The following is a 16,879-nucleotide window of genomic DNA, read 5'->3' as shown; positions in this document are numbered from 1 at the left end:
TTCTTGGCAGGATCAGATCCTGCGCCGAACCGTTGCCAGGGCCCGCTGCAGCGCGGCGGCAAAATCCTCCCGCTGATCACGATGAAGGAAGGCGCCGATCCCCGTCCGGCGGCCCTGCCCAACCACGGCCATCGCCTCGATGCCATCGTCCTTGCGGTCGATCTCGAGCCGGGCCCAGAAGGGATTGTAGCGGCTCTCGCTCATGCGTCCTTGCGGGGAAATCTTGCGGATCGTCAGTTCGGTGCGCGAAACGGAGACCTGCTCTCGCGCACGTGCGGCGCGATTGTTGAGATAGAAGGCACCGAACAGCAGCGCGAAATCGAGCCCGAAGAACATGGCTACCGGCAGCGCGCCCGTTGCCAGGAAGAAAATGACATTGATAAGCGACAGAGCGAAGGCAAGGCCTAGTACCACGCGCAAGCCGATCGGGCCCAGAGATCGGTAGGGCCTGAGCTCGGCCTCGAACACGGGTTGGGTGTTGATCGCGAACGCGTCCATCTCTATCGTCATGGTGCCAGAATACAGGGATTCCATGACAAAGCGCAAGAATGATCCGACAGCAGCCAAGCCGCTGAAAACCAGTGCTTCGGGCCGTCGTCGCAAGAGCCTTTACAGTCAAGCGGATATCGAAGAGATTTTCCGCCGTTTTTCGGTCCAGCGCCCCGAACCGAAGGGGGAGCTTTTCCACACCAATCCATTTACGCTTCTTGTAGCCGTGGTACTGTCAGCCCAGGCCACCGATGCCGGCGTCAACAAGGCGACACGTCCATTGTTTGCCGTCGCCGACACGCCGGAAAAGATGGTCGCCCTCGGCGAGGATCAGATCCGCGACTATATCAAGACGATCGGGCTCTATCGCAACAAGGCCAAAAACGTCTTCCTGCTGTCTCAGAAGCTTCTCAGCGATTTTGGCGGCGAGGTGCCGAAAACACGTGACGAGCTCGTTAGCCTGCCCGGCGTCGGTCGCAAGACGGCCAATGTGGTACTCTCGATGGCCTTCGGCATCGCGGCACTCGCCGTCGACACGCATATTTTCCGCATCGGCAACCGGCTGCATCTCGCCCCCGGCAAAACGCCGGATGAGGTGGAGGACCGTTTTCTGGCAATCATTCCCGAGCATTATCTCTTCCATGCCCATCACTGGCTGATCCTGCATGGCCGCTATTGCTGCAAGGCGCGCAAACCGGAATGCGAGAAATGCGTGATTGCCGATCTCTGTCGTTACGAGGCAAAGAGTTGCGATGTGCCGGCAGCGCTCGTGGAATTGCCGGCGCAGATCATCTGACGACGAGCCTCACCGTTTTGCCAGCGCCTTGTTGAGATGCACCATGAGAATGGCGGCAAAGAGCGGCGTCAGCAGATTGAGGATCGGGATGAACAGAAAGAGCGCCACCACGAAGCCTGCCACCAACACTGTTCCGGCATTGGCGGCGCGAAAGGCCCGCGCCTGATCCGCACCCAGAATGCGACTGGCGGCAAATTCGAAATATTCCCGCCCGAGTAGATAGCCGTTGACCAGAAAGAAGATGATGAGGTTGACGCCCGGCACGAGCAGCAGCAGAAGCGCAACCAGGTTCGCGGCGACCACGATCAGGAAGAAGCGCAGACTCGACAAAAGCGACTGGGACAGCGGCAACGCCTTGCCAGGCGCATCCTGGGCATAATCGCGCTGTTCGATGATCTCGGCCGCATCATCGAGAAAGAGACCTGCCATGATGGCGCTAACCGGCGCAATCAGCATCGCAACGGCTGCCGCCAGCCCGAACGCGGCGACGAACCCGGCCACCACCGTCAGCCAGCCGGCCCATTCCGGTAGCCCGGTCAGATAGGTTTCGATCACGGGCCCGAACCAGGTGACAAACATCTCGCGGACGAGAAGCCAGAGAGCGACCAGCGCCAGGATGGTCAGGCCGAGCACTTTCCAGAAAACCCGACGGATGGCCGGCGAAAAGACATCGGCAAATGCCCGCAAAGCCGCTGTAAAGATCATCCTTGCCGTGCTCCTTTTTGATCGGGATGTTCGAATGGACAGACAGGCCCTATGTCGCGATCAGTAGCGGCAATTGCAAGGCGGCTTTTCTTGAGAAAATCGCGGTGCTATCACCTGTCGCATGAACACATTGCCTGATCCCGCCAAGCCCCGAATCGTCATTGTCTATTGCACCCAGTGCAACTGGCTGCTGCGGGCAGCATGGATGGCGCAGGAACTTTTGCAGACATTCGGAGACAGTCTCGGCGAAGTCGCGCTCGTGCCCGGGACCGGCGGCCATTTCGAAATCAGCGTCAACGGCCAGTCGATCTGGGAGCGCAAGCGCGATGGCGGCTTTCCCGGCCCCAAGGACCTCAAGCAGCGCCTGCGCGATGTGATCGAGCCCGACCGCGACCTTGGCCATCTCGACCGGAACGCCTGATCTTCATGAACTCAAAGACCGAACGAAAAAGGCCGGATGCAACGCACCCGGCCTTTTGGTATTCAAACCGTCAACCGATCAACGGAACGGCGAATTGCAACGCTTGTAGTAACCGTCATAGGACAGGAACGTATCGGTTCCCGGGTTGTAGGACGCATAGCGGTTGAGGCACCAGCGAACGTGGCGGCTCATGCCCTGGCGGACCACATAGCGCGGCGCCGGACGGATGACGACACGCGGAGCGACCCAGACGCGCGGACGATAAACGACACGCGGCCGAACGACGACACGCGGGCCCCAATAAGTCCGACGGCAACCCCAGCGATTGCAGACCACGCGCACATCGGTCACGTCAGTCTTCTTCTCGATCTTCAGCGGCACGGGAGCAAAAGGAGCAGCTTCAGCAACCGTTACCGGAGCGATCGTCGCAAATGCCAAGGCGGCGGACATTGCGAAATTACGAAATTTTGACATTTCTTTATCCTCTCTTGGTTCAAGAGCTTTCGCTCTTTTCTGTCCCTTGCGTTGAACGTTTCTTCTTTCGTTTTTATTCTTCATAGCACATCAGAACCCGCAAATATATGTTTTTAGCCAAGTCCGAGATGTGGTTTGCGCTTCCTAGGCGCATATCATGCCCAATTTGCGGCGGCGTTGACAATCTGGTTTTCAAATTCTTTTGCCGATCATTCATGACCGGACGAATCATTCAATGCCCGAATGGCAAGATTGTTCCCCGTCTTGAAGCGTTTTTTACAGGATCGGATGACACCGCCATCAGCCTATCCTTATGTTTTTCATAAATTTTCTCGAAGACCGTCCGCTTTCTCCAAAAAATCGACAACAGTTTTGCAACAAAGCAGTTGACAGGCGAAGGGTGGTTTCGTAAACGCTCCCTCGCTGCCCAGATGGCGGAATTGGTAGACGCGCAGGTTTCAGGTACCTGTGCCGCGAGGCGTGGAGGTTCGAGTCCTCTTCTGGGCACCATTTCCCTTTTATAACAAGACGTTACGATTGTCAGGCCGGTGCCTTGACGACTTACCGCGGAAGCGGTTCAGGCCGCATCGTCGTATTCACCAAAACGCAAAACTCACCCCGATCGACGTCACGCAAGCGTGAGCATCGCCATCTTGACCTTCGTTTAAAAACGGTCATCGTAGCGCCGCCGGCGAGCGCTACTGGATTGCGTCTCCCTTCTATTCGAATTGCGGCACGGTTTCGGTTCGGATAAGCCGTCACAGCGTGCCTCTTTCTGGCAAAATCCGGACTGTTCGGCCCCGATGTGCGGCCGGGCGGGAGTATGAACCTTCATTTCGGCACAGTTGGTGCCCGCAGGACATTCCATGCTGATCAAACGCGATTTCTATATCAACGGCGCCTGGGTGGCTCCGACCGCCCCGCGCGACTGCCAGGTGATCAACCCGACCACGGAAGAACCGTGCGCCATCATTTCGCTCGGTGACCAGACCGATACCGACAAGGCTGTTGCCGCTGCCAAGGCCGCCTTCCCTGCCTGGGCCGCGACGCCGCCGGCCGAGCGTGCCCGCATCGTTGCCCGCATTCTCGAGCAGTATGAAAAGCGCCTGCAGGAATTCGGCGAAGCCATTTCGATGGAAATGGGTGCACCGATCGATTTCGCCCTGTCGGACCAGGCGACCTGCCTACCCTGGCACACCAACAACTTCCTCAAGGCCTTCGAGGAAATCCAGTGGATCCGTCCGCTCGGAGCGCATGCGCCGATGGCCGCCGTCGCCCAGGAGCCGATCGGTGTCGTCGGTCTCATCACGCCGTGGAACTGGCCCGTCAACCAGATCGCGCTCAAGGCAATCCCTGCCATGCTCGCCGGCTGCACCTGCGTGCTGAAGCCGTCTGAAGAAGCGCCGCTGAACGCGATGCTGTTTGCCGAGTTCTGCCATGATGCCGGTGTTCCGGCAGGCGTGTTCAATCTCGTCAACGGCGATGGCATGGGCGTTGGCTCCCAGCTTTCGACCCATCCGGATGTCGAAATGATTTCGTTCACCGGTTCGACTCGCGCCGGCCGCGCCATCTCCAAGGCGGCAGCGGAATCGCTCAAGCGCGTGATGCTCGAACTCGGCGGCAAGGGTGCGAACCTCGTCTTTGCCGATGCCGACGACAAGGCCATCGAACGCAGCGTCCGCCGCATGATGGAAAATTCCGGCCAGTCCTGCAACGCGCCCTCGCGCATGCTGGTCGAAAAGAGCATCTATGACGAAGCCGTGGCCAAGGCCGTTGCGGTTGCTGAATCGATCAAGGTCGGCCCGGCGCACGAGCATGGTTCCCATATCGGCCCGGTGGTCAACAAGCGCCAGTGGGACCAGATCCAGGGCTACATCCAGAAGGGAATCGATGAGGGCGCGCGCCTCGTCTGCGGCGGTCCCGGTCTGCCGGAAGCCTACAATCGCGGTTACTACGTCAAGCCGACCATCTTCGCCGATGTGAAGCCTGGCATGACGATCGAGCGCGAGGAAATCTTTGGACCGGTGATGGTGATGATCCCCTTTGAAAACGAAGAGGAAGCCATCCAGATCGCCAATGACACGCCCTATGGCCTGACGAACTATGTCCAGTCGTCCGACCCCGCCCGCGCCAACCGCGTCGGCCTCAAGCTGAAATCCGGCATGGTGGAAATGAACGGCAAGCCGCGCGGCGCCGGTTCGTTCTTTGGTGGCGTCAAGCAGTCCGGCCGTGCCCGCGAAGGCGGCGTCTGGGGTATCGAGGAATTCCTCGAATCCAAGGGCATCTCTGGTTACGATTTCTCGGCCTGATGCGAGATATTGCTGGCGGCTCCGCCGCCGGCAATCGTCAGATTTTCGGCAGATCCACCTTCAGGTAGAGCGACAGCGCCTCGATGACCATGCGATGGTCCTCGATCGACGGCAGGCCCGACACCGTCACAGCGCCGATGACACCGGTCTTCTTGACCCGGATCGGAAAACTGCCGCCATGAGCGGCATAGTCCAGCGGATCGAGACCCAGTTCGGGCCCCACCTGCCGTCCCTTCGCCGCAAGCGTTTCGCCGAACATCAGCGATGATTGGTGAAAGCGCAGCACGATATTGCTCTTGCGGCGGAGCCAATGGTCGTTGTCGGGCGAAGATCCGGGCATTGCGGCATGAAAGAGGGTCCGGTCCGGCGTACGGATGCCGATGACCACCGGCGCCCTTCGGCCACGCGCGATCGCATAGATCGCCGAGCCCAGATCAAAGGCCGCCTCTTCATTGAAGTTTGGGAAAGAGGCAATCGTTTCCTGCTTGGCCATGATGGCCATGCGTTCTTCGTGGGTCTGCGTCATGCTCAAAGCTCCTCCCGACCTTCTGGCCAATCGATCCAGTCCTGGATCAGGCGATAGGCGACCGCCCCGCTCACAGGTACAAAAATGTCTTCGGGGCTTTCGCCGGCAATCATGGCCTTCACCTCGTCGCGGGTGAACCAGCGGCAATCCTCAAGCTCGGCAGTGTCTCGCGCAATATCGAACGTCTCGGCCCGGCCATAACATCCGATCATCAGCGAAAAGGGCATCGGCCAAGGCTGCGAGGCATGATAGCGGACGCTTCCGAGCTCGATGCCGGCCTCTTCGAACGTTTCGCGACGGACGGCATTTTCGATCGTCTCACCCGGCTCGACGAAGCCGGCCAGACAGGAATACATGCCCTCGGGGAAATGCGGCGAACGGCCGAGCAGGCAACGATCGCCATCGACATCGACCGCCAGCATGATGACGACGGGATCCGTGCGGGGGAAATGCTCGGTGCCGCAATTGTTGCAGGTCCGCTTGTAGCCACCCGAGCCCAGCCGGGTTTCGCCGCCACAGCGCCCGCAATAGCGCGCCGAACGATTCCAGGAGATCAGCGCCGATGCCTGGGCAAACTCACCCAAAAGGCTATCGGACAGCAGGGCCTCGCGCATCAGCGTGCGCCCATCGGCAAATTTCAGATGATCGAAAGCCGTCTCGGGATCGATACCGACCGGGACGGCCACGCGCGGCTCGCCGTTTTCTTCGTAGCCCAGCAGGATGGCATTGTCGAAATCCGGATCAAGGTCGCGCAACTCATAGGGCGCAAACAGCGGATCCAGCACCTGCTCTTCATGCTTCATCACCAGCTTGCCGCGCGCGAAGGCGAAACAATGGACCTTCTCATTCTTCAGCGCCAGTTCGACGCAATCATCCGTCCGGTGTTCGGATTGGCGATCGAGGCGATTGCCGGCAAAAGCCACCAGGCTCGAGGCTTCGGGATGCGGCGAAAGAACATCGAAAAGAGTGTGAGCCGCCATCAAATCCTGTCCATCAACATCGATTTCATTTTTTCGGCCTCTGCTGGGTCATAGGGTTCGCGGGTGCCGAATCCCCAGACCGGCCCGGGCCAGTTCGGATCACTTTCATAGCGCGCTATGACATGGACGTGAAGCTGGCGAACGATATTGCCGAGCGCGCCGATATTGATCTTGGTCGCACCGGTTGCCTGTTTCAGTGCTTTTGCAACCAGATCGGTCTCGAAGACCAGCATGGTCTGGTCGAGCGGTGTCAGTTCGTGCACTTCCGTGATGTCTGGGCGTTGCGGCACAAGAATGAACCAGGGCCAGCGTCGGTCGTTCATCAGACGCAATTCGCAGACACCGAGCCGCGTCACAGGCAACGTGTCATTCATCAGTCGCTCATCGAGCCTGAAATCGTTCACCAAACTCTCCCGTCATATTTTTATAATCTCGTTGGGAGATATATTTCCAACTTTGTCTTGCATTCGCAACTGATATTGACGATATGGAGCTCGGGAGGCTGGTGGTGGACGCGCCACTCGCCAACCGGGTCAGGTCCGGAAGGAAGCAGCCCCAACGAGCTACGGTACGGGTCATCGTGCCGGCCTCCCACCCTCTTCGCCTTTACGGCAACGAAACCCGGCGTCAGGAGTTTCCCTTTCCGAGCGATCCGGCTAGTCTTGAAGTCGATGAAGCGCGACGGGACCATGACAGACATTAGCAAAACAGGCGATCAGACTTCGGTGACAAAACCCGCCTACCGGGTGCTGGCACGCAAGTACCGTCCGAAGGATTTCTCCGATCTCATGGTCGGCCAGGAACCGATGGTCCGAACGCTGACCAATGCCTTCGAGACCGGGCGTATCGCACAGGCCTACATGCTGACCGGCGTCCGCGGGGTCGGCAAGACCACGACGGCCCGCATTCTCGCCCGCGCACTCAATTACAAGACCGATACGATCGACCGGCCAACAATCGACCTGCGCGAACCCGGCGAACATTGCCAGGCCATAATGGAAGGCCGGCATGTCGACGTCATCGAAATGGACGCCGCCTCGCATACCGGTATCGACGACATTCGCGAGATCATCGAGCAGGTGCGCTACCGGCCGGCAACGGCGCGCTACAAGGTCTATATCATCGACGAAGTGCACATGCTTTCGACGGCGGCTTTCAACGGGCTTCTGAAGACGCTCGAAGAGCCGCCGGAACATGTGAAGTTCATTTTCGCGACGACGGAAATCCGCAAGGTTCCCGTCACCGTGCTGTCGCGCTGCCAGCGTTTCGACCTGCGGCGCATTCCGGCCGCCGATCTCGTCGGCCTCTTCACAACCATTGCCGGGAAAGAAGGCATACAGGCGGAAAAGGAAGCGCTGGCGCTGATCGCGCGCGCCGCCGAAGGATCGGCCCGCGACGGTCTTTCGCTGCTCGACCAGGCAATCGCCCATGGCAACGGCCATGTGGAGACCGATACGGTGCGCGGCATGCTGGGTCTTGCCGATCGTGCCCGCATCGTCGATCTGTTCGGCGAAATCGTCAAAGGCGATGTCCAGGCAGCTTTGCGCGAATTCTCCAACCAGTATGAGGCCGGCGCCAATCCGGTCGTCGTTCTCACCGATCTGGCCGATTTCACCCATCTCGTGACGCGACTGAAATACATTCCCGAATCGGCCGACGATGCTTCGCTGAGCGAGATCGAGCGGATCAAGGGAAGCGAGTTTGCCAATTCCGTTGCGGTCACCACGCTTTCGCGCATCTGGCAGATGCTGCTCAAGGGCATTCCCGAAACAGAAAATGCCGCGCGTCCGTTCGGAGCTGCCGAAATGGTTCTGATCCGGCTCGCGCATGCCAGCACGCTGCCCTCGCCGGAGGATGCCGCACGCCGGCTCACCGAAATGATGGAGCAAGGCGGCGGCGCACCGATGCCGCGGCCCGGTGGCGGCGGTGCGGGTGGAGGCAGCACGGCTCAGGCCGTCATGCAGCCTTCGCGGACGTTCGAGACCAAATCGGCCCCATCGAACGGGCCGACGGCGATGCTGCGACCGGTACCCGATAGTATGCCACGGCCCGCTGAACGACCGGAAAGCCGGGTCGAGGAGCAGCCGGCTCCGAAGGTTGCCATTCGCAGCCTCGCCGACATTGCCAATATTGCCGGCGAAAACCGTGACATGAAGCTGAAGGCGCAGATCCGTCAGTTTGTCCGGCCGGTGCGGCTCGAGCCCGGCAAGCTGGAAATCACGCTTTCACCCGATGCGCCGCGTTCGCTCGTCGGCGAAATGTCATCGCGCCTCAAGGAATGGACCGGCATCAACTGGCTGGTGATCCTCAGCCGCGATCCCGGCGGCCTGACGCTGGTCGAGCAGGAAGCCAAGGAGCGCGACGGTCGCGTGGCCGATGCTCGCGCCGATCCGGACGTGGCAGCCATCCTGTCGCGCTATCCGGGCGCAAAGATTACCGACGTGCGGATAACCGCGACTGTTGATGATTTGGACAATGAAGATGGAACGACCGAGCCCGATATGCTCGATGACGATTCCGACAAGGAGTAAGCGATGAAAGACATCATGGGAATGATGGGCAAAGTCAAGGAAATGCAGGCCAAGATGGAGAAGGTCCAGGCCGAGATTGCCGCGATGAGCATCGAAGGCAAGTCGGGTGGCGGCATGGTGACGGTCGTGCTCGACGGCAAGGGCCAGATGACCTCGATCAAGATCGATCCGTCGCTGTTCAAGGAAGACGATGTCGAGATTCTCGAGGACCTGATTGTCGCCGCCCACAAGGATGCCAAGGACAAGGGTGAAGCGCAGGCGCAGGAAAAGATGTCCGCGCTGACCGCCGGCATCCCTCTGCCGCCCGGCATGAAGTTCCCCTTCTGATCATTCGAAGCGACGGTTCGGCCAGGGATTGATGCCCTCGCGCAACCATAAAAGCGTATCAAGCCAGAAGCCGGCGGCATGACGGGCGCGGAACAGGTCGAAATGACCGACCGTTTCCAGTCCGAGGTCGCCGGGCTCCAGCATGACGGACGTGCGTTCTGATCCTCTATAATAGGAAAGCGCACGCCGGACGGCGGGTTCGGTCGCAAACTCGTCGTCGGACACGGTGATCGCCAGAATGGGGGCATCGACGGATGCGAAATGCGCCCTGAGCCTGTCCCGCTCCTGTTGCTGCAGGTGTTGTTCGATCGCCCTGCCCCGGAACGCCCATTCGAGAGCCACCCCGCGTGGCAGATCCTCGAGCCAGCCCAGACGCCGGCCGGGAAAATAGCCGAGAGCGAGCGAAAGCGCGGGCATCACCAGATGCCACTTCAGAAAGAGGCCTTTTCGTTTCGCAACATGATAATCCGGCCAATAGGCAAACTGCGCCCCGACAGTCAGGATACGGTTGATGCTTGCGGCATTGGCGGCATAGCCCGGCAGGAAGCCGCCGATCGAATGGCCGACAACCAGGAGCGGCAGATCGGGCCGCGCCTTGCGCATATGGTCCACGACCGCCGCAAAATCTCTTTCGCCCCAGTCGCGCCAGCGAAAGCCAGAGCCACGCAAGCGGTCCGGGCGGGATAGGCCGATGCCTCGATAATCGTAGGTGAGCACCGTGTAGCCATGCTCTGCCAGGAAACGGGCATAGGCATGATAGAAGCGCGACAGGACGCCGGTGGCGCAGTTGATGATCACCGCACCCTCATCGGTTCCGCCGGATTGCTTCCACAAATGACCACCCAGACGAACGCCATCGTCACACATTATCTCGACTGCCCGTGGCTCCATGCCCTGCTCCATCATTTCGTTTTAAGGATGGCGTAAATCATCCCTTGTGTATACTCACTGGGCGGTATACTTTTGGCCATGGCCGAACTTGAAACCCGCGAAAAGATCGTCGCTGCCGCCAACCGGTTGTTTTATCGGGAAGGCATACGCGCCGTCAGCGTTGATGCGGTCGCGGCGGAAGCCGGCATCACCAAGCGCTCGCTCTATTATCATTTCAGGAGCAAGGACGATCTCGTTGCCGCCTATCTGGCCTATCGGGACCAGCCAAGCCTCGGCGCATTCCGGCAATGGTTCGAGAAGTCGCACGGCAATATAGAGGATCGGATCGCCAGCCTGTTCGAAAGCCTCGCCGTCAAGGCAACGAGCCCGAAATGGAAAGGCTGCGGCTTCCTGCGCACCTCCGTCGAGCTGGCAAGCATGCCGGGCCATCCGGCCATCGTTACCGGCATCGCCCACAAGAAGCGGCTTGAAGCCTGGCTCGAAAGCGTGCTGGCTGATGCCGGCATTTCGGAGCCCGCTCCGCTCGCACGACAGATCCGGCTTCTCATCGACGGTTCCTTTGCCGTGGTGATGCTGCACCGGGACCCGGCCTACATGCGGGATGCGGCAGATGCAGCGCGATCGCTGGTGGCAACCGCAGCCCGGAACGCTTCGGCCTGAGACTTGCCTTGACTGCCAAAGTCCGCATAATCCGACCATTGCGGGAGAACGACATGACCTTGGCATCCCTGGCACTTTTTGCAGCTGCGCTGGCTATAGCGGCCGGTTCGCCGGGCCCCAGCATCGCGGCGCTGATTGCACGCGTGCTGACGCGCGGCGCGGGCGACGTGCTGCCGTTTCTCGCCGCCATGTGGGTCGGCGAGATGATCTGGCTGTCCTTTGCCGTGCTCGGTCTCGCTGCCATTGCCGAGTCGTTCCACTATATGTTCCTGGCGATCAAATGGGTCGGCGTTGCCTATCTGCTCTATCTGGCCTGGAAAATGTGGGTTGCCCCGACCGATACCCAAGGTGAGGCATTGCCCGAAGCCGGTTCAGCACGGAAACTGTTCTTCGCCGGGATGACCGTGACGCTCGGCAACCCCAAGATCATGATGTTCTATATCGCGCTTCTGCCGACAATCATCGATCTGAACGCGGTGACAGTGGCCGGATGGGCCGAACTCGTCGCCGTCATGTTCTTGGTGCTGATGGCCATCGACCTTGCCTGGGTGCTTCTTGCCTCAAGAGCGAGGCTGCTGCTCAAGAGTAGCCGTGCCATGACCTATGCCAACCGCACCAGCGCCGGGTTGATGGCGGGCGCGGCGGTGGCAATCGCGGCGAAATAGGCTCAGCTTTCGAGCAGATCCCGGATTCTGCTATTGATCGGTGTGGACAGATATTGTGCGCGCTCCTCACCCGTGAGCTTTCGCCCAAACGTCCGCAGCAATTCAGGCATGGTCAGCCGCACTCCGGCATAGGCTGTATATTGGACAGTGTCTCCGGCCGAAAGCGTCCCGGACTTCAGAACCCGCGCATAGGCGCCTGGCCGCGCCGCCTTCGTATAGCGCTTGACGAACTGGGGATCGCCCATCCTCAGGGCAAAGGTGGCGCAGGGAACGCGCGCGGAGGTGATTTCCAGCAGCACATCGCCGATCTCGAAACGATCGCCGACGGCGAGATCACGATTGGCGATGCCGGATATGACCAGGTTCTCGCCAAATGTTCCAGGCGCGACCGGGATGCCCAGTTCGGCTTCCCACCAGGCAAGATCCTCAGCACTTTCGATATAAATGGCCTGTTCCGGCCCACCATGATGCTTGCGATTGAGGATCTTGTCTCCGACGATTCCCTCCCGGTCAACCATCACGGACGCTGTGACCGGCTGTTTGAAAATGCCGGTCCGGGCCGACTTGCGGCTAGGTGTCGGTCGTGCCTCGCCGATGCAGACAGCAACAAGTTTCATGGCAGTCGCGCCTCTTGGTGATTCACAAGCATGGTCGTTATAGGCTAGATACGAACCATGGCAAAACGAGTCACCGGCCCCGAAATCGAAAAACTCATCCAGTTGCTGGCGAAAGTGCCGGGGCTTGGACCGCGCTCGGCGCGACGGGCGGCGCTGCATCTCGTCAAGAAGAAGGACCAGTTGCTCGGCCCCCTGTCGAATGCCATGGCCGACGCGCACCAGAGAGTGCGGATCTGTTCCTGCTGCGGCAATGTCGACACGATCGACCCCTGCACGGTCTGCACCGACGAGCGGCGCGACCATTCGGTGATCATCGTCGTCGAGGATGTTTCCGATCTCTGGGCGCTGGAACGCGCCGGCGCCATGAATGCCGCCTACCATGTGCTGGGCGGTACGCTTTCGCCGCTCGATGGGGTCGGTCCAGACGATCTCAACATCCGCGGCCTGATCGAGCGGGTTTCAAGCGGCAAGGTTCGCGAGGTGATCATCGCCGTCAATGCGACCGTTGAAGGCCAGACGACCGCACATTACATCACCAATCAGCTCGCCGGGCTCGATATCAAGATCACCCGTCTTGCCCATGGTGTGCCGGTCGGCGGCGAACTCGACTACCTGGATGACGGAACCCTGACAGCAGCGCTCAGGTCACGCACCGCGATCTGACTTCGGAGAGACGCATGAGGATTTCGACCAAGGCACGGGCGCTGCTCGCTTCAGTTCTGTTGACAGGAATTTTGGCCGCACCGGCTGCCGCCGCATCGAAGGCGAGCGTCGAAAAGGCGTTCCAGGGCTGGATCGAAACGGAAATCTGGCCATTAGCCAAGGCTGAAGGCATTTCGCGCCGGTCCTTCGAGCGCGCCTTTTCGGATGTCGCCATCAACTGGAAACTGCCCGACCTGACACCGCCCGGCGAAAAGCCGAAGAAGAAGCGCAAGCAGAATCAGGCCGAGTTCTCGACACCCGGTCCCTATTTCGACGAAAAACGGCTGAGCGGGCTTGCCGCCACCGGTCGCCAGCATGCCGCGGCGCATGCGCGGCTTCTCAAGAAGATCGAGAAGACCTACGGCGTTCCGGGAAGCGTCGTGCTTGCCATCTGGGGCCGCGAGACCGGATATGGTCGCGCCAAGATCACCTCGTCGGAAATGGATGTGCTGGCAACGATGGCCTTCATGGGCGACCGCAAGGAACTGTTCCGCAAGGAGTTGCTCGCGGCCCTCCGGATGGTCGAAGATGGCATTGATCCCCGCATGATGAAGGGTTCCTGGGCCGGCGCCATGGGGCAGCCGCAATTCATGCCCTCGTCCTATCTCAAATATGCGGTCGATTTTGATGGCGACGGTGTCAAGGACATCTGGAATTCGGTGCCGGATGCGCTGGGCTCGATTGCGAACTATCTCGTGCTCAAGGGCTGGCAGGCACATCGCAGCTGGGGCTACGAAGTATCGATCCCGGCCAATGTTTCCTGCGCCCAGGAAGGTCCCGATCTCGCCCAGCCGATCAAGGCCTGGGCCGGGCAAGGCATCGAGCGCATAAGCGGCAAGGATTTTCCGAAGTCGGAGCTGAAAGCCGAGGGGATGATGCTGGTGCCGGCAGGGCGGCATGGGCCGGAATTCATCGTCACGCCGAATTTTTACGTCATCAAGGAATATAACAATTCCGATCTCTATGCGCTGTTCATCGGCAATCTCGCCGACAGGATCGACTATGGCAGCGGCGCTTTCGAAGGCAGCTGGGGCTCGGTCGGCCATATGTTGCGATCCGATGTCGAAGCCATGCAGAAGCGTCTCAACAAGAAAGGGCACGACGTCGGCAAGATTGACGGATTGCCCGGCTACAAGACGCGCCGCTCGATCGGACGCTGGCAGGCGGAGAACGGCCTGAACCCGACCTGCTATCCTGACGAAGCGCTGCTCGCCAAGATTCGCTGAGGTTGGAACGGCGTGAATGCCTTTCCATGCCTCGCAGAAATTGTCATGTTCTGTTTGTTAATTGTTTAAAAAGCATATGCAATTACCTTCGCCTAATAAACAAGGCGTCCCCCAAAATGAAAATTCCCCTTCCGAGTTTCGGATCTGACTCCCGGGCCATGCTTGAGGCTCTGGATCGTTCACAGGCGATCATCGAATTCGATCTCACCGGCAAGATTCTGCGGGCAAACGAGAATTTCTGCTTGGCAATGGGATATCGCCCGGATGAAATCATCGGCCAGCACCACCGGATGTTCGTCAAGCCCGAAGAGGCCGCCAGTCCGGAGTATGTGCAGTTCTGGAGCGGACTTGCCTCTGGAACCTATGAGCAGCGCCAGTACAAGCGCGTTGGAAAGAACGGTCGCGAAGTCTGGATCGTCGCGTCCTACAATCCCGTCTTCCGGGGGAAGAAACCCTACAAGGTGGTCAAGATCGCCTCGGATATTACGCAAGCGAAGCAGGCAAGCCTTGAAAACAAGGGTAAGATCGAAGCGATATCCCGCGCTCAGGCCGTTATCGAATTCGAACCCGACGGAACGATTCTGACGGCCAATAGCAACTTTCTGGATACGGTTGGCTACAGACTCGACGAGATCGCCGGTCGTCACCACCGAATGTTCTGCGACAAGGATTATGTACAATCCTTCGAGTATAGCGAATTCTGGAAAAAGCTGGCCAAGGGCGAGTTCCTGTCGGACCAGTTTGCACGCATCACCAAGAGTGGCGAAAAAATTCACATACAGGCCACCTACAATCCGATCTTCGATGACGAAGGCAAGGTGTTCAAGGTCGTCAAGTTCGCGGTCGACATTACCGGCCGCGTCAAGGCGGTCGAAACGCTCGGAGCCGCGCTGGAGCGGCTGGCGGATTGCAACATTCGCATGACGCTTGACGACCCGTTCATTCCCGAGTTCGACAAGCTTAGAAACGACTTCAATACTTCGATCGGAAAGTTCCAGGAGGTCCTTGCCCAGGTCCTGGTGGAGACCGGAGGGTTGAACAGCAACAGCCAGGACATGAACGACGCGGCCTCGAGCCTTTCCGTCCGGACCGTGCAGCAAAAGGCAGCGCTGGAACATACATCGGCGGCACTCGACCAGATCGTCGCAACCATGCAGCAGGCTACCGAACGCACCCAGGAAACACGCTCGCTGGTTCAGGACGCCCGCAAAGCGGCAATCGAATCGGTCAGCGTCGTCGGGGCGACCGTCTCCGCCATGGAAAGGATCGAAAAGGCCTCGTCGGAAATCTCGAAGATTACCGGCGTCATCGACGAGATCGCCTTCCAGACCAATCTCCTGGCGCTGAATGCGGGTGTAGAGGCGGCACGCGCAGGCGAAGCCGGCAAGGGTTTTGCTGTCGTCGCCCAGGAAGTGCGCGAACTCGCCCAACGCTCGTCCCGTGCGGCCAAGGAAATCTCCCAACTGATCAACAACTCGAACAACGAAGTGAAAGAAGGCGTCCGGCTGGTCGGCGCAACAGGGGAAGCGCTCGAAAATATCGAGAATTTCGTGGTCTCGATCGACAACAATGTCGATGCAATCGCGACTGCTGCAGTCGGGCAGGCCACCAGCCTCAACGAAATTCGATCGGCGGTACAGCAACTCGATGCAATGACCCAGCAAAATGCTGATATGGTTGGAAAAACATCCTATATCAGTCAGGCATTGGCGACCGGAGCGGCCAAGCTTGCCGAACTCGTCAACACCTTCAAGCTCAATCGCCGCAAGGCAATTCGCGAGCCTGGCAGTTCTGCCGCAAACGCGACGCCCCGGAGAGCTGCCTGAGGGCTGACGTTCTATCGCTTGCATTCCGGCGGTTTGCAGCTTATATACCGATCCAAATTCTTGATCATCTGATGAAGAGTGGGCCCGCAAGGACCCGCTCTTTTTTGTTAGGCCAAAGGCCGGGAACACCACATGAGCGAAACGACTGCGGTCGAACCGAGACTGGTAACCGAAACGGGCGTCGATGCGCGCGTTGCGGCGATCATCGAACCGATCATCCTCGACATGGGCTACCAGCTCGTGCGGGTGAAGCTTTCCGGACAAAATGGCCTGACATTGCAGATCATGGCCGAACGCCCGGACGGAACCATGACCGTCAATGATTGCGAAAAGCTGTCGATGGCCATTTCGCCGGCGCTCGATGTTGAAGATCCGATCGACAAGGCCTATCATCTGGAAATGTCGTCGCCGGGCATAGACCGGCCGATGGTACGCAAGGGTGATTTCCGCCGCTGGTGCGGGCATCTGATCAAGTTCGAGACCTCGATCATGGTCGAAGGACGCAAGCGCTTCCGCGGCAAGATCGTCAGTGTCGATGACAACGGCTTCGTTCTCGAGCGCGACCAGCCCGCCTATGGCGAAGAGACAATGGTTACGATCCCGTTCGATACCTTCGCCGAGGGGCGGCTCATTCTGACCGATGACCTCATCCGCGATGCGCTCAAGGCAGACAAGGAAGCCCGCGAAGCAGCGGCGAACCAGAATTTCGAAGACGAAGGCGATGACGCCTGAAC

The 16,879-nt window shown here is 59.5% G+C and carries 19 protein-coding genes, 1 tRNA gene and 1 other RNA gene; 13 read left to right on the top strand and 8 right to left on the bottom strand.

Features of this window, described 5'->3' with window-relative positions:
* Positions 1 to 12: 12 nt before the first annotated feature.
* Positions 13 to 510 (bottom strand): DUF2244 domain-containing protein, encoded by a 498-nt coding sequence (locus tag Q4481_RS00335; RefSeq protein WP_304374177.1) that lies wholly within the window; start codon positions 508 to 510, stop codon positions 13 to 15.
* Between the two features lie 22 nt (positions 511 to 532).
* Here Q4481_RS00335 and nth point away from each other — a divergent pair, with 22 nt between their 5' ends.
* Complete coding sequence (gene nth / locus Q4481_RS00330) at positions 533 to 1,285, top strand: endonuclease III (protein ID WP_304374176.1); 753 nt, start codon at positions 533 to 535, stop codon at positions 1,283 to 1,285.
* 9 nt (positions 1,286 to 1,294) lie between these two features.
* On the opposite strand, the gene Q4481_RS00325 is transcribed toward nth, so the two are convergent.
* On the bottom strand, positions 1,295 to 1,990 hold the full coding sequence (locus Q4481_RS00325) for a sulfate transporter family protein (protein WP_304374175.1): 696 nt from the start codon (positions 1,988 to 1,990) through the stop codon (positions 1,295 to 1,297).
* 121 nt (positions 1,991 to 2,111) lie between these two features.
* Here Q4481_RS00325 and Q4481_RS00320 point away from each other — a divergent pair, with 121 nt between their 5' ends.
* Positions 2,112 to 2,411, top strand: coding sequence for an Rdx family protein (locus Q4481_RS00320; protein ID WP_304374174.1), 300 nt, complete (start codon positions 2,112 to 2,114; stop codon positions 2,409 to 2,411).
* A gap of 78 nt (positions 2,412 to 2,489) precedes the next feature.
* On the opposite strand, the gene Q4481_RS00315 is transcribed toward Q4481_RS00320, so the two are convergent.
* Positions 2,490 to 2,885 carry a BA14K family protein gene (locus Q4481_RS00315; RefSeq protein ID WP_304374173.1) on the bottom strand — a complete coding sequence of 132 codons (396 nt, stop codon included), beginning with the start codon at positions 2,883 to 2,885 and terminating at the stop codon, positions 2,490 to 2,492.
* Between the two features lie 425 nt (positions 2,886 to 3,310).
* On the opposite strand from Q4481_RS00315, the gene Q4481_RS00310 reads away from it, so the two are divergent.
* A tRNA-Leu gene (locus Q4481_RS00310) sits at positions 3,311 to 3,395 on the top strand.
* A gap of 356 nt (positions 3,396 to 3,751) precedes the next feature.
* Positions 3,752 to 5,194 (top strand): aldehyde dehydrogenase family protein, encoded by a 1,443-nt coding sequence (locus Q4481_RS00305; protein ID WP_304374171.1) that lies wholly within the window; start codon positions 3,752 to 3,754, stop codon positions 5,192 to 5,194.
* Positions 5,195 to 5,231: 37 nt separating this feature from the next.
* Here Q4481_RS00305 and Q4481_RS00300 read toward each other — a convergent pair whose 3' ends face one another.
* Genes Q4481_RS00300 through Q4481_RS00290 form a run of 3 tightly spaced genes read right to left on the bottom strand, consistent with a single transcriptional unit; the run spans position 5,232 to position 7,104 of the window.
* Positions 5,232 to 5,720, bottom strand: coding sequence for a heme-degrading domain-containing protein (locus Q4481_RS00300; protein ID WP_304374169.1), 489 nt, complete (start codon positions 5,718 to 5,720; stop codon positions 5,232 to 5,234).
* Positions 5,721 to 5,722: 2 nt separating this feature from the next.
* The gene (gene nudC / locus Q4481_RS00295) at positions 5,723 to 6,700 is read right to left on the bottom strand and encodes an NAD(+) diphosphatase (protein ID WP_304374167.1); all 978 of its coding nucleotides are present in this window, start codon (positions 6,698 to 6,700) and stop codon (positions 5,723 to 5,725) included.
* Positions 6,700 to 7,104: an HIT domain-containing protein gene (locus tag Q4481_RS00290; RefSeq protein ID WP_304374165.1), complete on the bottom strand. Its 405-nt coding sequence runs from the start codon at positions 7,102 to 7,104 to the stop codon at positions 6,700 to 6,702. The genes nudC and Q4481_RS00290 overlap by 1 nt, the downstream gene beginning before the upstream one ends.
* Before the next feature lie 93 nt (positions 7,105 to 7,197).
* Here Q4481_RS00290 and ffs point away from each other — a divergent pair.
* The 3 genes from ffs to Q4481_RS00275 all read left to right on the top strand — a co-directional run bounded on the left by ffs (position 7,198) and on the right by Q4481_RS00275 (position 9,558).
* Positions 7,198 to 7,295, top strand: an RNA gene (gene ffs, locus Q4481_RS00285) — signal recognition particle sRNA small type.
* 94 nt (positions 7,296 to 7,389) lie between these two features.
* Positions 7,390 to 9,231, top strand: a complete 1,842-nt coding sequence (locus Q4481_RS00280; protein ID WP_304374164.1) for a DNA polymerase III subunit gamma/tau — start codon at positions 7,390 to 7,392, stop codon at positions 9,229 to 9,231.
* Positions 9,232 to 9,234: 3 nt separating this feature from the next.
* On the top strand, positions 9,235 to 9,558 hold the full coding sequence (locus Q4481_RS00275; protein WP_304374162.1) for a YbaB/EbfC family nucleoid-associated protein: 324 nt from the start codon (positions 9,235 to 9,237) through the stop codon (positions 9,556 to 9,558).
* On the opposite strand, the gene Q4481_RS00270 is transcribed toward Q4481_RS00275, so the two are convergent.
* A complete protein-coding gene (locus tag Q4481_RS00270; RefSeq protein ID WP_304374160.1) occupies positions 9,559 to 10,449 on the bottom strand; it encodes an alpha/beta hydrolase family protein in 891 nt (296 codons plus the stop codon).
* Between the two features lie 78 nt (positions 10,450 to 10,527).
* Between Q4481_RS00270 and Q4481_RS00265 the strand changes: the two genes are divergently transcribed.
* Together Q4481_RS00265 and Q4481_RS00260 are read left to right on the top strand one after the other, a co-directional pair.
* Complete coding sequence (locus tag Q4481_RS00265; RefSeq protein ID WP_304374159.1) at positions 10,528 to 11,109, top strand: TetR/AcrR family transcriptional regulator; 582 nt, start codon at positions 10,528 to 10,530, stop codon at positions 11,107 to 11,109.
* A 53-nt stretch (positions 11,110 to 11,162) separates the two neighbouring features.
* On the top strand, positions 11,163 to 11,774 hold the full coding sequence (locus tag Q4481_RS00260) for a LysE family translocator (protein ID WP_304374158.1): 612 nt from the start codon (positions 11,163 to 11,165) through the stop codon (positions 11,772 to 11,774).
* Between the two features lie 2 nt (positions 11,775 to 11,776).
* On the opposite strand, the gene Q4481_RS00255 is transcribed toward Q4481_RS00260, so the two are convergent.
* On the bottom strand, positions 11,777 to 12,391 hold the full coding sequence (locus tag Q4481_RS00255) for an MOSC domain-containing protein (protein WP_304374157.1): 615 nt from the start codon (positions 12,389 to 12,391) through the stop codon (positions 11,777 to 11,779).
* Positions 12,392 to 12,448: 57 nt separating this feature from the next.
* On the opposite strand from Q4481_RS00255, the gene recR reads away from it, so the two are divergent.
* The 4 genes from recR (at position 12,449) to rimP (ending at position 16,877) form a co-directional block, all read left to right on the top strand.
* Positions 12,449 to 13,054, top strand: coding sequence for a recombination mediator RecR (gene recR, locus Q4481_RS00250; RefSeq protein WP_304374156.1), 606 nt, complete (start codon positions 12,449 to 12,451; stop codon positions 13,052 to 13,054).
* 14 nt (positions 13,055 to 13,068) lie between these two features.
* Positions 13,069 to 14,319, top strand: a complete 1,251-nt coding sequence (locus tag Q4481_RS00245) for a lytic murein transglycosylase (RefSeq protein WP_304374154.1) — start codon at positions 13,069 to 13,071, stop codon at positions 14,317 to 14,319.
* 158 nt (positions 14,320 to 14,477) lie between these two features.
* A complete protein-coding gene (locus Q4481_RS00240; RefSeq protein ID WP_304374153.1) occupies positions 14,478 to 16,145 on the top strand; it encodes a methyl-accepting chemotaxis protein in 1,668 nt (555 codons plus the stop codon).
* Positions 16,146 to 16,277: 132 nt separating this feature from the next.
* The gene (rimP, locus tag Q4481_RS00235; protein WP_304374151.1) at positions 16,278 to 16,877 is read left to right on the top strand and encodes a ribosome maturation factor RimP; all 600 of its coding nucleotides are present in this window, start codon (positions 16,278 to 16,280) and stop codon (positions 16,875 to 16,877) included.
* Positions 16,878 to 16,879 lie beyond the last annotated feature (2 nt).

The organism is Fluviirhizobium alvei, assembly GCF_030551875.1.
GTDB classification, from domain to species: domain Bacteria; phylum Pseudomonadota; class Alphaproteobacteria; order Rhizobiales; family Rhizobiaceae; genus Rhizobium_E; species Rhizobium_E alvei.
This window is presented reverse-complemented; position numbering and strand designations above follow the sequence as displayed.